Origin of the sequence: Shewanella chilikensis (assembly GCF_002836945.1) — a bacterium.
Lineage (GTDB): Bacteria > Pseudomonadota > Gammaproteobacteria > Enterobacterales > Shewanellaceae > Shewanella > Shewanella chilikensis.
The window spans coordinates 1-14733 of the sequence record NZ_NIJM01000054.1 but is presented as its reverse complement, the minus strand read 5'-3'; the positions used below and the strand labels follow the sequence as shown (position 1 = coordinate 14733).

Below are 14733 nucleotides of genomic sequence, written 5' to 3'. Positions count from 1 at the left end.
TGTACCAATGTTTATGTGAGCAGGCCCTAACTCCCTGTCAACGCCAGCTTAAGATTGAAGCCTGGTGGCGACTGCGGTTAACATAGTCGGTCGATTTTTCTTTTTATGATCCTGAGGGAGCCCAAGTTGTCCTTGATTCGAGGTTGTCTTGCCTTTAGCGGCTATGTTATCAACACCCTGTTTTGGAGCCTGCCAATTCTGCTGGGCAGCCTGATAAAACTGCTTCCAATAAAGCCATTACAGCGCCTATGCAGCCACGCTTTGGATTTCTGCGCCAGCGCCTGGATCAGTGTTAACGGCGGCATAGAAAAGCTGCTTCATCCGCTGAAGATGCATATAGACGAGCTTCCGGAGCTGTCAGAGCAGGAGTGGTATATGGTGGTAGCCAACCACCAGAGCTGGGTCGATATTTTGATCTTGCAGCGACTGCTTAATCGGCGGATCCCTTTTCTCAAGTTTTTCCTGAAAAAAGAGCTGATTTATGTGCCCGTACTTGGGCTGGCCTGGTGGGCGCTGGACTTTCCCTTTATGCGCCGTTACAGCACGGCCGAGTTGAAAAAGAACCCGAAACTCAGAGGCAAAGACATTGAAATTACCCGTAAGGCCTGTGCCAAGTTTAAGCACAAGCCGGTGAGCGTGATGAACTTTGTCGAAGGTACCCGCTTTCAGCCCAGCAAGCACCAGAAGCAAAACTCACCGTTCAAACACCTGCTCAGACCCAAGGCCGGCGGCATGGCCTTTGCGTTGTCGGCCATGGGCGATCAGATCCATAAACTGGTGGATGTCACCATTTACTATCCGGGTAAAACCCCCAGTTTTTTGGACTATATCAGCGGCCGTCTGCCCGAGGTTTATCTCCACTTGGAGGTCAAAGAGATAGACTCGGGGATGCGGGGCGACTACGCCAATGATCGTCAATTCAAACAAGCCTTCCAAGAGCGGCTAAACGCCCTCTGGCAGCACAAGGATGAAGTGCTGGAGCAACTGGCCGCCAAGGCAAACCATTCTCAAGGGGACTCCTGATGTTACACTTCCTGCCCGGGCCTGTGCTATTTATTCTCAGCCTGAGCCTGTTGATCATCAACACCGCCGTTTGGGGCTCGCTGGTGTGTATCGGCGGCCTGTTCAAATTGTTGCTGCCCTGGAAGAGTGGCCGTATCGCCATGACCCGATTAATGAACCGTTTCATGTGGGCCTGGGCCAGCTGTAATGGCGGCATACTGCACCTGATAGCCAAGGTCGATTGGGATGTACAAGGGTTAGAAAGCCTCAAGCCAGATGGTTGGTATCTGCTGATCAGCAACCACCTCAGTGGCTTTGATATTGCTGCGCAGACCTATATCCTGCGCAACAACATCCCCATGCTGAAATTCTTTCTCAAGAAAGAGCTGCTGTATGTTCCTATCATGGGCCTGGGTTGCTGGGCGCTGGACATGCCCTTTATGAATCGCACCAGCCCGGAAAAGCTGAAGAAGAACCCCAAGCTCAGGGGCAAGGATCTGCAAACGACCCGGCGCTCCTGCGAAAAATTCAAAGACTTGCCCACCTCCATCATCAACTATGTGGAAGGCAGTCGCTTTACCGAAGACAAACGGCAGCGGCAAAAATCCCCCTACAAGCACCTGCTGCGGCCAAAAGCCGGTGGCATTGCCTTCACCTTGTCAGCCATGGGCGAGCAGTTTGATGCCTTGCTGAACGTGACAGTGCTTTATCCCGATGCCCCCAAGGATATTCTCGGCGCCGTGATGCAGGGTAAAGTGCACAAAATTGTGGTGCGAATCGAGGCTCTGCCCGTGCCTCAGGTGGATTCTGTTCGCTACTTCAGCGAGCCAGAGTACAGGGTAGAGTTTCAACGCTGGCTCAACGACATCTGGCAACAAAAAGATGCCCAAATAGACCTGTTGCTGGCCGAATGCCATCCCGCCGACGACTACAACAAGCTGGCACAAAAAAGCCACTGACAGTGATTGTCCAAGACAAAACAATGCCGGGCCTAAGCCCGGCATTGTTGTTTTAAAACTGAGTATTTCGACTCAAGCGCTTTTATCACATTCAGTCAGATACTTCTCGGCAGCATCCAGCTCAAATTCGCTGAACACTTGAATGCCATGACGCATCAGCAAGGCGGCGGTCACGCCGTCGCCCTCTATGAGTTGGCGGGAGAAACTGCCATCGTAAATCTTGCCTTTGCCACAGGAAGGGCTGCGGGCCTTGAGAATGGCCGCAACCACTTGCTGTTGCTGCGCCTTGGCCAGTGCCAGCTCGGCGCCTCGCTCAAAGGCCTCTGTCACGTCCTCACCGTCACAGGTCAGCACTCGTCCCTGTATCTGTTCGGCCGGAGCTCTGGGTGTCGGCAAGCCGCCGGCGCACTCGGGGCAGAAAGGCACAAACCGCCCTTGGGCCTGCCATAGCTGCATTCTGGCATCATTGAGCAAGTTATGGCCACCGTCATAGCGTACTTCTTGCCCCAATAAACAGGCGCTTATCAATATCCGATTCGGTTTTGCTGTGTTGCTGATTTCTGCGCTCATGCTTTGTCCACTCTTGTCACTCTTGCCACTCTCCTCACTCGAACGATTCACTCCGGGCAACCGCCCTCCCCTAATTGGCAGTGGCTCATGCTCTCGGTTTAACGGCCCAGGGTCTGGGACACTGCTACGGATAACAAGCTTCGCTCTTTTCCTTGTCTGCCGCTGACAAGGAGCATTCTATCAGTCGCCCCTCAAGAAAACTGTTTAAAACAGGATTGTCGACAATAGTTGCAATAGCAAGTGTAAACCCATGCTAACAGCAAGTTTAAAAAATAAACCCAAGACAATGTTAAGTAAGGGTTTAACCATCAAAAACACCAAATTATTAGACTTACGTCTAGGTAAATGCATTGTTGACAATGACCCAGATCACATCTAATGTCGAGCCATTGTTAATAATTGAGCAGAACTTAACCAGTGACTCAGGTACCTGTGTTGGACAAAAACGGCGTTGATAAAGCCACTCCGGAGAAGAGCAGTACCCTAGTGGATCAGATCCTGGTGCAAATTCAGACCAGCATCATCAAGGGTGAGTTGGCTCCCGGCAGCAAGATCAACGAGCAGGCGCTGGCACTCAAGTACGGTATCAGCCGCGGTCCAACCCGTGAGGCCTTGCAGATCCTCGAGCGTCAGCGCTTGGTAGTACGTATCCCCCATGTGGGTGCCAGAGTCGCCGCCATGACAGTGGCTGAGCTCAACGACCTCTACGAGCTGCGCAGTACGCTGGAAGCCATGGCCTGTGAACTGGCCGCCAAACGGATAACCGATGAGCAGCTCAGCCAGTTGTGGCAACTGCTGGCCCGTCAGGAAGCGGCGCTGGCAGAAGGCGATACCTATTTTCAGGAAGAGGGTGATGTGGACTTTCACTACCAGATCATCCGCGCCAGCGGTAACAAGCACCTGCAGGAAACCCTGATCGGCGGCTTGTATCACCTACTGAGAATGTATCGCTATCAATGCACCAATAAGAACCGCCCGGTCAAAGCCATCGCCGAGCACAGACGCATAGTCGAAGCCATAGCCCAGCGCGATGCCGAACTGGCCGGCTTGCTGATGCGCCGTCATATCGAACAGGGACGGCGCAATACCGAACTCAGACTCAAACAGCTTCAGGCGGAGCATGCCGCCCTGGACTCAATATAAGGAAGCAAACAGATGACTCGCAGCGCAGGACTCAGATTCCGCCAGGCTCTGGCCAAGGCCAAGCCACTTCAAATCGTGGGAACCACCAATGCCTATTTCGCCCTGATGGCAGAGCAATCCGGTGTTCAGGCCCTGTACCTTTCCGGTGCCGGTGTCGCCAACGCCTCTTACGGCCTGCCGGATCTGGGCATGACCTCAATGAACGATGTACTGATCGATGCCGGCCGTATCACATCGGCCACCGAACTGCCGCTGCTGGTCGACATAGACACAGGCTGGGGCGGCGCCTTCAACATTGCCCGCACCATCAAGGAGTTTGAAAAGGCCGGTGTTGCCGCCGTGCATATGGAAGATCAGGTGTCACAGAAGCGCTGCGGTCACAGACCCAACAAGGCCGTGGTCAGCACCGAAGAGATGGTCGACCGTATCAAGGCCGCTGTGGATGCCCGCACAGATGAGAACTTCGTCATCATGGCTCGCACAGACGCGGTTGCCGTGGAAGGGCTGGATGCCGGTATCGAACGCGCCCAGGCCTATATCGAGGCGGGCGCCGACATGATCTTTGCCGAGGCGCTGACCGAGCTGGATCAGTACCGTCGATTCAAGGCGGCCGTCAACGCCCCGATCCTGGCCAACATGACCGAATTTGGCAAGACAGAACTGTTCAACAAGGAACAACTGGCCGAAGCCGGTGCCGACATGGTGCTCTACCCACTGAGCACCTTCCGCGCCGCCAACCTGGCCGCCCTGAAAGTGATGCAGGCACTGATGGCCGACGGTCACCAACGCAATGTGGTCGGTGCCATGCAAACCCGTGAAGAACTGTATAAGTTCCTCGGCTACCACCACTACGAAACCAAGCTCGATGAGCTGTTCAGCCAAAAGTAACGGCTGAATCCAGGGATGATTGACCGGCGCAGACGCGCCGGTTGCAGGGTTTGCCCCATGAAACACCCGGGGTTGCCGCCCTACACAGCGCCCCAGAGCGCTGAAAAAGGCAACCGCAAACCAGACCAGCCATGGCTGGCCAACAAATTGACAAGAGTGTAACGGAAGAGGGAATGCATTATGACTGACAAGAAACTGAGCGGCGCCGGATTACGCGGCCAAAGCGCAGGCGAAACTTCACTGAGCACAGTCGGTAAGTCCGGCTCAGGCCTGACCTACCGCGGCTATGACGTCAAAGATCTGGCCGAAAACGTCAGCTTCGAGGAAGTGGCCTACCTGATCCTTTACGGCGAACTGCCCACCGAAACTCAACTGGCGGCCTATCGTCAGAAACTCAAAGGCATGCGCGGCCTGCCACAGGCACTGAAAGAGGTGCTGGAGCGGATCCCGGCCGATGCCCACCCTATGGACGTTATGCGTACCGGTTGCTCCATGCTGGGTAACCTGGAAACCGAAAAAGATTTCTCCGAGCAGAGTGAAGTGGCCGACCGTCTGCTGGCAGCATTTCCTTCCATCATCTGTTACTGGTATCGCTACAGCCATGACGGCGTGCGTATAGACACAGAAACCCATGACGACCAGATAGGCGCCCACTTCCTGCACCTGCTGCACGGCGAAGCTCCATCTGCCCTGCATGCCCGGGTTATGGATGTGTCACTGATCCTCTACGCCGAGCACGAATTCAACGCCTCTACCTTCACCGCCCGGGTTTGTGCCTCTACCCTGTCTGACATGCATTCCTGCATCACAGGCGCCATTGGCTCACTGCGCGGCCCTCTGCACGGCGGCGCCAACGAGGCGGCGATGGAGCTGATTCAGGATATGCGCGATGAAGACCATGCCCGCGAAGTGCTCAAGGGCAAGCTGGAGCGCAAAGAGAAGATCATGGGCTTTGGTCACGCCATCTACCGTGAGTCTGACCCCCGCAACGTGATCATCAAAGAGTGGTCGGAAAAGCTGGCGCAGGAATATGGTGATGATCGCCTCTATCGCGTTTCTGTCGCCTGTGAAGCCCTGATGTGGGAAGAGAAGAAACTCTTCTGTAACGCCGACTTCTTCCACGCCAGTGCCTATCACTTCATGGGGATCCCCACCAAGCTGTTTACCCCCATCTTCGTTTGCTCCCGCCTCACCGGCTGGGCCGCACACGTGATGGAGCAGCGCGCCAACAACCGCATTATCCGCCCGAGTGCCGACTATGTTGGGGTTGAGCCACGCAAGGTGACGCCTCTCAGCGAGCGTTGATCCCGGCGGCCAAACGGCCGCCCGATGAATGAGCAAGAGCGGGCACCCAAGTGAGCAGGGGCCCGGCTCTTTTTGCAGTTGCTTCTCAGTGGACAGAACTCATGAATACCAATTACCGAATTCCCCTGCCCGGCACCAGCCTCGAGTATTTCGATACCCGCGCCGCAGTCGAGGCCATCAGCCCCGGAGCCTATGCCAAATTGCCCTACACCTCGCGGGTGTTGGCCGAAAACCTGGTACGCCGCGCCGAGCCCGGCAGGCTCAACGACTTCCTCGAACAGATTATCGAACGCAAACGGGATCTGGACTTCCCCTGGTTTCCGGCGCGGGTGGTGTGTCACGACATTCTCGGGCAAACAGCACTGGTTGATTTGGCCGGTCTGCGTGATGCCATCGCCGACAAGGGGGGCGATCCGGCCAAGGTTAACCCTGTGGTGCCGACCCAACTGATTGTGGATCACTCTCTGGCGGTGGAACACCCCGGCTTTGAAGCGGATGCCTTCGAGAAAAACCGCGCCGTTGAAGACAGACGCAACGAAGACAGATTCCACTTTATCAACTGGACCAAGACGGCCTTTAAAAACGTCGATGTGATCCCGCCCGGCAACGGCATCATGCACCAGATCAACCTGGAGAAGATGTCCCCCGTGGTCCAGAGTCGCGACGGCGTAGCCTTCCCGGACACCTGTGTCGGCACCGACAGCCACACGCCACACGTGGATGCCCTTGGGGTGATCGCCATAGGCGTGGGTGGTCTGGAAGCCGAAAGCGTGATGCTCGGCCGCGCTTCCTGGATGCGCCTGCCGGACATAGTCGGCGTCAAGCTGACCGGCAAGGCCGCTCCCGGCATTACCGCCACGGATATAGTGCTGGCGCTGACCGAATTCCTGCGTAAAGAGCGGGTGGTGGGTGCCTATCTGGAATTCTTCGGTGAAGGCGCCGCCAGCCTGACCCTGGGTGACAGGGCAACCATCTCCAACATGACTCCCGAATATGGCGCCACTGCCGCCATGTTCTATATCGATCAGCAAACCATAGATTATCTGCGCCTCACCGGCCGTGATGACGAGCAGGTAGCGCTGGTGGAAAACTATGCCAAGACCACGGGTCTGTGGGCCGACAGCCTCGAAGGCGCCGAATATGAGCGGGTACTGGAGTTCGATCTCTCCTCCGTGGTGCGCAACATGGCCGGTCCTTCCAACCCGCATGCCCGTTTGGCCACCAGCGACTTGGCCGCCAAAGGCATTGCCGGCAAGATCGAGCAGCAAGAAGGCCTGATGCCGGACGGCGCCGTGATTATCGCCGCCATCACCAGCTGTACCAACACCAGTAACCCACGCAACGTGATTGCCGCCGGCCTTATCGCCCGCAACGCAGTGGAAAAAGGCCTGGTACGCAAGCCTTGGGTCAAGACCTCTCTGGCCCCCGGCTCCAAGGCGGTGGATCTCTATCTGCGCGAGGCTGGGCTATTGCCTTACCTGGAACAGCTGGGCTTTGGCATAGTCGCCTTCGCCTGTACTACATGTAACGGCATGAGCGGCGCGCTCGATCCCAAAATCCAACAGGAAGTGATCGACAGAGATCTTTACGCCACCGCGGTATTGTCCGGTAACCGTAACTTCGATGGCCGGATCCACCCCTATGCCAAGCAGGCATTCCTGGCCTCGCCGCCTTTGGTAGTGGCCTACGCCATTGCAGGGACTGTGCGTTTCGACATAGAGAAAGACGCACTCGGCACAGATCAGAACGGCAACGCCGTAACCCTCAAGGACATCTGGCCCAGCGATGAAGAGATAGATGCCATCGTCAAGTCGTCGGTCAAGCCGGAGCAGTTCCGCAAGGTGTATGAGCCCATGTTCAATATCGCCGTGGAATACGGTGATGGGGTCGACCCTCTGTATGACTGGCGCCCAATGAGCACCTATATCCGTCGCCCACCCTACTGGGAAGGCGCCCTGGCCGGTGAACGTGCGCTCAAGGGGATGCGGCCACTGGCGGTATTGGGTGACAACATCACCACGGATCACCTGTCGCCATCGAACGCCATTCTGCCATCCAGCGCCGCCGGTGAATACCTGGCCAAGATGGGCTTGCCGGAGGAAGACTTCAACTCCTACGCCACCCACAGGGGTGACCATCTGACAGCTCAACGGGCCACCTTTGCCAACCCCAAACTGTTCAACGAAATGGTCAAGGACGACAACGGCAAGGTGATCCAGGGCTCGCTGGCCCGTATCGAGCCCGAAGGGCAACAGGTACGCATGTGGGAAGCGATAGAAACCTACATGGAGCGCAAGCAACCCCTGTGCATCATAGCCGGTAAAGACTATGGCCAGGGCTCCAGCCGTGACTGGGCCGCCAAGGGCGTGCGCCTGGCCGGAGTCGAGGCGATTGTGGCCGAAGGCTTCGAGCGCATTCACAGAACCAACCTGATAGGCATGGGCGTGCTGCCGCTGGAGTTCTTCCCGGGGACCGACAGGCTGACCCTGGGCATAAATGGCACAGAAACCTTCGACGTTCTCGGCGAGCGCACTCCCGGTGCCACTCTGACCCTGTTGCTGCATCGCAGCAATGGCGAAACGGTAGAAGTACCTGTGCGCTGCCGCCTGGATACCGCTGAGGAAGTAACCATCTATGAAGCCGGTGGTGTACTGCAGCGTTTCGCGCAGGACTTCTTGCAGGGCAATGTTTAAGCCGGCCCTTGATGCGTGACCAAGTCGGCCATAGCCAAGGTTATGGCCGACTGATAAGAATATTTATGTCAAAGGATCCAATGCCATGGCATTTAAACCACAGATAAAAATTCCCGCCACCTATATGCGCGGCGGCACCAGTAAGGGAGTGTTCTTCCGCCTGGACAAACTGCCCGAGGCGGCCAGAGTGCCCGGCCCGGCCCGCGACGCCTTGTTGATGCGGGTCATCGGCAGCCCTGACCCCTACGGCAAACACACTGACGGCATGGGCGGCGCGACCTCGAGTACCAGCAAATGCGTGATCATGAATGCCAGCCAGGTTCCCGGTCACGACGTAGACTACCTCTATGGTCAGGTCTCCATAGATAAGCCCTTTGTCGACTGGAGCGGCAACTGCGGCAACCTTTCCACTGCGGCAGGCGCCTTTGCCCTGCATGCCGGTCTGGTTGCTCCGGAACGGGTACCGGAAAACGGCATCTGCGAAGTGCGGATTTGGCAGGCCAATATCGGCAAGACCATTATCGCCAAGGTGCCGGTCAGCGCCGGTGAAGTGCAGGAAACCGGTGACTTTGAGCTCGACGGTGTCACCTTCCCCGCCGCCGAAATTGTGCTGGAATTTATCGACCCTGCCGATGATGGTGAAGACGGCGGCGCCATGTTCCCTACCGGCAAGCTGGTGGATGAGCTGACGGTTCCCACCCAAGTACACCCCAGCGGTAAAATTCAGGCAACGCTGATCAACGCCGGGATCCCGACCATTTTCGTCAATGCCGCCGATCTCGGCTATCAAGGCACCGAGCTGCAGCCGGAGATCAACGGCGATCCCGAGGCGCTGGCTCGCTTTGAGCTGCTTAGGGCACACGGCGCGCTGGCCATGGGGTTGATTAAGGAGCTATCCGAAGCCGAAACCCGCCAACACACTCCCAAGGTAGCGTTTGTAGCCAAACCGCAGGCGCATCAGGTTTCCAGTGGCAAACAGCTGGCCGAAACCGATGTTGACCTCCTGGTTCGCGCCCTGTCCATGGGTAAATTGCACCACGCCATGATGGGCACGGCGGCAGTGGCCATAGGCACGGCTGCGGCTATCCCGGGCACCCTGGTTAACCTGGCGGCCGGCGGCCGTGAGCGCAGCTCGGTACGCTTCGGCCACCCATCCGGCACCTTGAAAGTCGGCGCAGAGGCTGAATTCAAGGACGGTCAGTGGCAGGTGACCAAGGCCATCATGAGTCGCTCGGCGCGCATCCTGATGGAGGGCGTAGTCAGGATACCGGGCAGCAGTTGCTAAAATTCAGTTGAGTTTTGGCTCAAGGCAATCCCCCTGTTAAGTAATTGATCGCCACTTCCCTTTTGTAAAGGCTCCGCTTCCTCCCTTCCGGCGGGGCCTTTTTTCATTCCAATTTGCAACCATGCAATATAAAGTTTGCCAAACAGAGAAAAGAAATCTGTTATAAGTAATACCATTCTGTATTAGGGGGTTACTGACTCTACGAGACTGATGGATGTTTATACAAGGCAAACATTGGAAGGAACCAGGAGATAGGTCAACATTGACCTGCACAGTTTCAACAATGCCTTGGAACACCTGTCAGCTTTACCCCCATAGAGAATGGTTACATTATCACTAACCCAAGCCACCAAAGAAGAGGGTTTCTTGTCGCGGATCTGTTGCTTACTCGCCGCTCTGCTGTTATCTATCAGCCTGTTTGAGCTCAGGGCTGAACCTGTGCCCCAGCTCAAATTTCAGCATGTCAGCAGCATGAATGGCCTTAATCAGAACAGCATCACCAGCCTCTACCAGGACAAGGCCGGTATCTTGTGGATTGGCACCCAGGATGGGCTGCACAGTTACAACGGCATCGACTTTACCCTGTTTCAACATGACCCCTACCACAGCCAGACATTGTCGAATAATCACGTCACCGACATACTGCAGGATGGCCAGGGGCAACTTTGGGTAGGCACCTTCAATGGCGGCTTGAACCGCCTGGATCTACAAACAGGCGTATTCACTCCCATTGGCCGCGACCAGGGGCTCAGCAGCAAAAAAATTAACCGCCTGGCTCTGGTGGGAGACACACTGTGGATCGGTAGCGGCAATGGACTCTACGCCCTGGATACTGACAGCGACGAGTTGCATGAGCTGTCACTGAGGCAAAATATCAGCACAGATATCCAAGTGCTGACCCCCATAGGCAAAGACGCCTTGCTGATTGGCAGCCATAGTGATGGTTTGCTGGTTTTGCGTAATGAGGGACTCAAGCCCCTGCCCTTACCCGATGCCGAACATGGTCATCCGGTACAGGCGCGCCTGAGCGAAGATGGCGCCCTGTGGCTGGCTATTGATGACGCACTCTGGCGTTATCCGCCTGGTTTGAACAACCCGGAGCTTATCTATCGTTTACCAAAACCCAATCGGGGCATTCTCGAATTTATCTTCGACAGCAGAGGTGACATCTGGCTTGGTGGGCAACAGACGGGACTTATCCAACTGCGGCTTAAAGAAGGTCAGTGGCAAGCCAGATACTATCGCTATGATCCATCGGATCCCAACAGCCTCAGTGACAATGATGTCTACAGCCTACTGCAGGACAATAACGGGGTCTTATGGATTGGCAGCCTGTTTTCCGGCATAGACAAGGTGAACCTGGCCCGGCAGTACTTCGAGCATATCTACAACAATCAAAACCCGCTGGAACGCCAGCGGGCCAATAATATCCGCGCTATATTCCGCACTAAAGGCGGCCTGCTATATTTGGGCACAGATAGGGCAGGCTTATTTCATATAACGGCCGAGGGGCGCTTTATTTCCCACCACAACCAGCTTGCGAAGCTGCTCGGCCAGGATGAATCCTTTTTGGATCTCACCATAAGTGCGATTGCCGAAGACAGTCACCAGAGATTGTGGCTGGCCAGCAGTGGCGGCTTGATAAGCCTGAACAAAAGCGGCGAAATGCAGCTCTATCGCCCCCCGGGTAACAAACCCGCTATTCGTGATTTGCTCATCAGTCCAGATGAACATATCTGGCTTGGTGCCGGCAACACCTTATACCATTTCACGCCGGAAACAGGGGGATTCCAAGCTCACTTTGTCAACGAGTATCTTGAAGATGGCCCACAAGAGCAAATGATCCTCAGTCTGAGCACAGCCAATAACGGCATCTGGGTCGGTACCACCAACGGGGCTTATTGGCTGCAACCTGACACAGGTCAACAGCAGATCATCCGCGGTGATCGTCTGGTCAATCCCATGGTGCGGGACATACTCAAAGACAGAGACGGCAATATCTGGTTTGCTACTCACGGCGGTCTCAGCCGCTTGCGTCAGGATGAGCTGCAACACTTCGACCGTAATCAGGGCCTACCGGGCAATACCGTCTATGCCATAGAGCAAGACAAGAGTGGCGACCTTTGGTTCAGCAGTAATTCAGGGATCAGTCGCTTTACCGTCGACAAGGAAAAAGTGCTGACTTTCAATGAACATGAAGGATTGCAGGCGTTGGAGTTCAACGGCAATGTCAGTTGGCAGGACAAAGATGGCAGTATCTGGTTTGGTGGCATCAATGGATTGAACCATTTCTACCCTCAGCAAGTCCCCAAAGTTCGCAAACAACCTAAACTGGCCCTGGCAGGTTACCGCCTGGGCAACAGCTATTTCCCCCGGCTGGACCTTGGTCACGTTCCCGAACTGACGATTCCTTACAGCGAGCAGTTGGTAAGCTTTGAGATCTCAGCGCTGGATTTTGCCTATCCCCAACGCCACAGATTCAGCTTTTTTCTTGAAGGCTGGGACAAGAGCTGGCACCCTGCCCAGTCGCTGCACGAGATCAGCTATACCAATTTAGCACCTGGCAACTATCGGCTGTTGGCCCGCCATCAGTTGCAACACAACCCCGAAGGACAGGAACAGCTGCTGTTAAAACTCACAGTGCCGGCCCCCTTTTACCGTACCACTCAGGCTTATCTGTTTTACCTGGCGCTGACACTGATACTCTTTAGCCTCTGGCTAAGGCATTTCCTTTCTCAACGCCGCCTCGAACAGCAAACCCAATCCAACATTCAACTTTCCGAAGAAAGGCTGAAACTGGCGCTCTGGGGCTCGGGTGACCGGATGTGGGACTGGCAGTTGGAAGATGATCGTTTTTTCGTTACCGGCCCTAAACAAGGCTTGGAAGCACCAACGGAAACCAACGCCAGTCGGCAGATGGCACTGGTGCATCCCGATGACAGGCACCAGGTTCAAGCGGCACTGGAGAGCTACCTACAGGGAGATACCGAATTCTTCGAAGCCGAGTATCGTATCAAACTCACCGATGCCAACTGGAGCTGGGTATTGGATCGCGGCAAAATCGTCGAACGCGACCGCAGCGGCAAGCCATTACGCCTGGCGGGGACTTTCACAGATATCAGTATGCGCCGCGGTCAGGAAGAGGCGCTGCGGTTATCGTCCCAGGTGCTGGAAAGCATGAATGAGTCTGTGGTGGTTTGCGATCTCAACTATCGCATAATCTCAATCAATCCGGCGTTTTGCAGCACTACTGGATTCAACGAGCATAAAATCTCCGGCAAGCCTTTCCTGTTCCTGACCCGGGGACTCTACGCCAGAAGCTTCTATCAACAGATAGAGCATCAGTTGCTGAACCAAAAACACTGGTCCGGTGAAGTGCAGATCCGCACCCACAGCAAGCAACCGCTGCTAGTGTGGATGGAAGTCAATCAGGTGCTCAACAGCCAGGGCGAAGCCAGTCATTTCGTGGTGGTATTTACCGATATCACAGACCGCAAACAAGCCGAGGAAGATCTGCGCCTGTTAGCCAACTATGATCAGCTCACCGGTCTGCCCAATCGCACTCTGTTCCAGGACAGACTGGATCATGCCCTGCGCCAGGCGCACCGTAACCGTAACATGGTCGCCCTGCTGTTTCTGGATCTGGACAGGTTCAAACACATTAACGATTCTTTGGGCCATCATGTGGGCGATCAACTGCTGAAAGCGGTCTCCTCCAGACTGACCCAAGCGATAAGAGATGGAGATACAGTTGCCCGTCTGGGTGGTGATGAGTTCATCATCATTCTCGAAGGTCTGCAAAAAACCAAGGCGGCAACCGTCATCGCCGAAAAACTGCTGGCGGCGTTCGAACGGCCCTTCGCACTGGAAGACTTCTGCCTCAATGTTTCACCATCCATAGGCATTAGCCTCTATCCGGATGATGCCGAAGAAGCGCTGGAGCTGCTGAAGTTTGCCGATACCGCCATGTACCATGCCAAGTCGTTGGGCCGCAATAACTTCCAGTTCTATACAGCTAAACTCAACGCCTATGCGGTACGCCATGTGCAGTTGGAAGCCGGGCTGAAACAGGCGCTGGATCGCGATGAATTCTACCTGCTGTACCAGCCTAAGTTCTGTGTCCATACAGGTAAACTCACCGGCATGGAGGCCCTGCTACGTTGGGAAAGCCTGGAGCTTGGGCCTATTTCTCCGGCAGAGTTTATTCCGCTGGCCGAGGAAACCGGCCAGGTCAACGCCATAGGTCAATGGGTACTGCTGAGTGTCTGCAGTCAACTGGAACGCTGGCAAAATCAAGGGCTGGAAGCGGTTCCGATAGCGATCAATATCTCTGCCAAGCAGCTGCAGTCCGACATTATTTCCAGCATAGAAGTGGCTCTTGCCATGCATGGTCTGGCTGCAGATCTACTGGAGATAGAACTGACAGAGTCAGCAGTGATGCAGCAACCGCTGGAATCGGTGGAAATACTCAATCAACTGAAGGGGCTGGGATTAAGCCTGGCGGTTGATGACTTCGGCACCGGCTATTCCAGTCTGGCCTATCTCAAACGCTTCCCGCTGGATACCTTAAAAATTGACCGTGAGTTTGTCCGCGATATCACCAAAGATCCGGACGATGCCGCCATTATCAACGCCATCATAGTCCTGGCCCACAGCCTGGAGTTACAGGTGGTGGCCGAAGGAGTGGAAACCCAGGCTCAACTGAATTTCCTTGCCGCCCAGGGCTGCGATCAGGCTCAGGGCTTCCTGTTGGGACGTCCAATGACAGAAGGACAGGCAGAGGCCTTGCTTAGCCGAAAATAAAATCACCCCATAAAAAAACGCGGCTCAAATGGCTAATGCCGATCAGTTAAGACAGATCGCTTGACGATCTCACTGAAAGGATCAA

9 protein-coding genes are annotated in these 14733 nt (G+C 55.4%); 8 read left to right on the top strand and 1 reads right to left on the bottom strand.

Annotation, left to right across the window (positions count from 1 at the left end):
* The first annotated feature begins 126 nt into the window (after positions 1 to 126).
* Positions 127 to 1023, top strand: coding sequence for an acyltransferase (locus CX651_RS16470; protein WP_229839802.1), 897 nt, complete (start codon positions 127 to 129; stop codon positions 1021 to 1023).
* Positions 1023 to 1961 (top strand): acyltransferase, encoded by a 939-nt coding sequence (locus CX651_RS16465; protein WP_101056929.1) that lies wholly within the window; start codon positions 1023 to 1025, stop codon positions 1959 to 1961. The genes CX651_RS16470 and CX651_RS16465 overlap by 1 nt, the downstream gene beginning before the upstream one ends.
* A gap of 72 nt (positions 1962 to 2033) precedes the next feature.
* Here CX651_RS16465 and CX651_RS16460 read toward each other — a convergent pair whose 3' ends face one another.
* Positions 2034 to 2531 carry a DUF523 domain-containing protein gene (locus CX651_RS16460; protein ID WP_101056927.1) on the bottom strand — a complete coding sequence of 166 codons (498 nt, stop codon included), beginning with the start codon at positions 2529 to 2531 and terminating at the stop codon, positions 2034 to 2036.
* A gap of 417 nt (positions 2532 to 2948) precedes the next feature.
* Here CX651_RS16460 and CX651_RS16455 point away from each other — a divergent pair, with 417 nt between their 5' ends.
* The 6 genes from CX651_RS16455 (at position 2949) to CX651_RS16425 (ending at position 14648) form a co-directional block, all read left to right on the top strand.
* Positions 2949 to 3674 carry a GntR family transcriptional regulator gene (locus CX651_RS16455; protein WP_101056925.1) on the top strand — a complete coding sequence of 242 codons (726 nt, stop codon included), beginning with the start codon at positions 2949 to 2951 and terminating at the stop codon, positions 3672 to 3674.
* A gap of 12 nt (positions 3675 to 3686) precedes the next feature.
* Positions 3687 to 4562, top strand: a complete 876-nt coding sequence (prpB, locus tag CX651_RS16450; RefSeq protein WP_101056923.1) for a methylisocitrate lyase — start codon at positions 3687 to 3689, stop codon at positions 4560 to 4562.
* A gap of 180 nt (positions 4563 to 4742) precedes the next feature.
* Positions 4743 to 5867: a bifunctional 2-methylcitrate synthase/citrate synthase gene (gene prpC / locus CX651_RS16445; RefSeq protein ID WP_025889866.1), complete on the top strand. Its 1125-nt coding sequence runs from the start codon at positions 4743 to 4745 to the stop codon at positions 5865 to 5867.
* Between the two features lie 101 nt (positions 5868 to 5968).
* Positions 5969 to 8560 carry a Fe/S-dependent 2-methylisocitrate dehydratase AcnD gene (acnD, locus tag CX651_RS16440; protein ID WP_101056921.1) on the top strand — a complete coding sequence of 864 codons (2592 nt, stop codon included), beginning with the start codon at positions 5969 to 5971 and terminating at the stop codon, positions 8558 to 8560.
* Between the two features lie 85 nt (positions 8561 to 8645).
* Entirely contained in the window at positions 8646 to 9845 is a 1200-nt protein-coding gene (prpF, locus tag CX651_RS16435) for a 2-methylaconitate cis-trans isomerase PrpF (protein ID WP_101056919.1), read from the top strand.
* A gap of 321 nt (positions 9846 to 10166) precedes the next feature.
* Complete coding sequence (locus tag CX651_RS16425; RefSeq protein ID WP_101056915.1) at positions 10167 to 14648, top strand: EAL domain-containing protein; 4482 nt, start codon at positions 10167 to 10169, stop codon at positions 14646 to 14648.
* Positions 14649 to 14733: the final 85 nt, after the last annotated feature.

Coding starts and splice junctions, on each gene's coding strand:
- CX651_RS16460 (WP_101056927.1), bottom strand. CDS start 2,531: ATGAGCGCAGAAATCAGCAACACAGCAAAACCGAATCGGATATTGATA.
- prpF (WP_101056919.1), top strand. CDS start 8,646: ATGGCATTTAAACCACAGATAAAAATTCCCGCCACCTATATGCGCGGC.
- acnD (WP_101056921.1), top strand. CDS start 5,969: ATGAATACCAATTACCGAATTCCCCTGCCCGGCACCAGCCTCGAGTAT.
- CX651_RS16425 (WP_101056915.1), top strand. CDS start 10,167: ATGGTTACATTATCACTAACCCAAGCCACCAAAGAAGAGGGTTTCTTG.
- CX651_RS16465 (WP_101056929.1), top strand. CDS start 1,023: ATGTTACACTTCCTGCCCGGGCCTGTGCTATTTATTCTCAGCCTGAGC.
- prpC (WP_025889866.1), top strand. CDS start 4,743: ATGACTGACAAGAAACTGAGCGGCGCCGGATTACGCGGCCAAAGCGCA.
- prpB (WP_101056923.1), top strand. CDS start 3,687: ATGACTCGCAGCGCAGGACTCAGATTCCGCCAGGCTCTGGCCAAGGCC.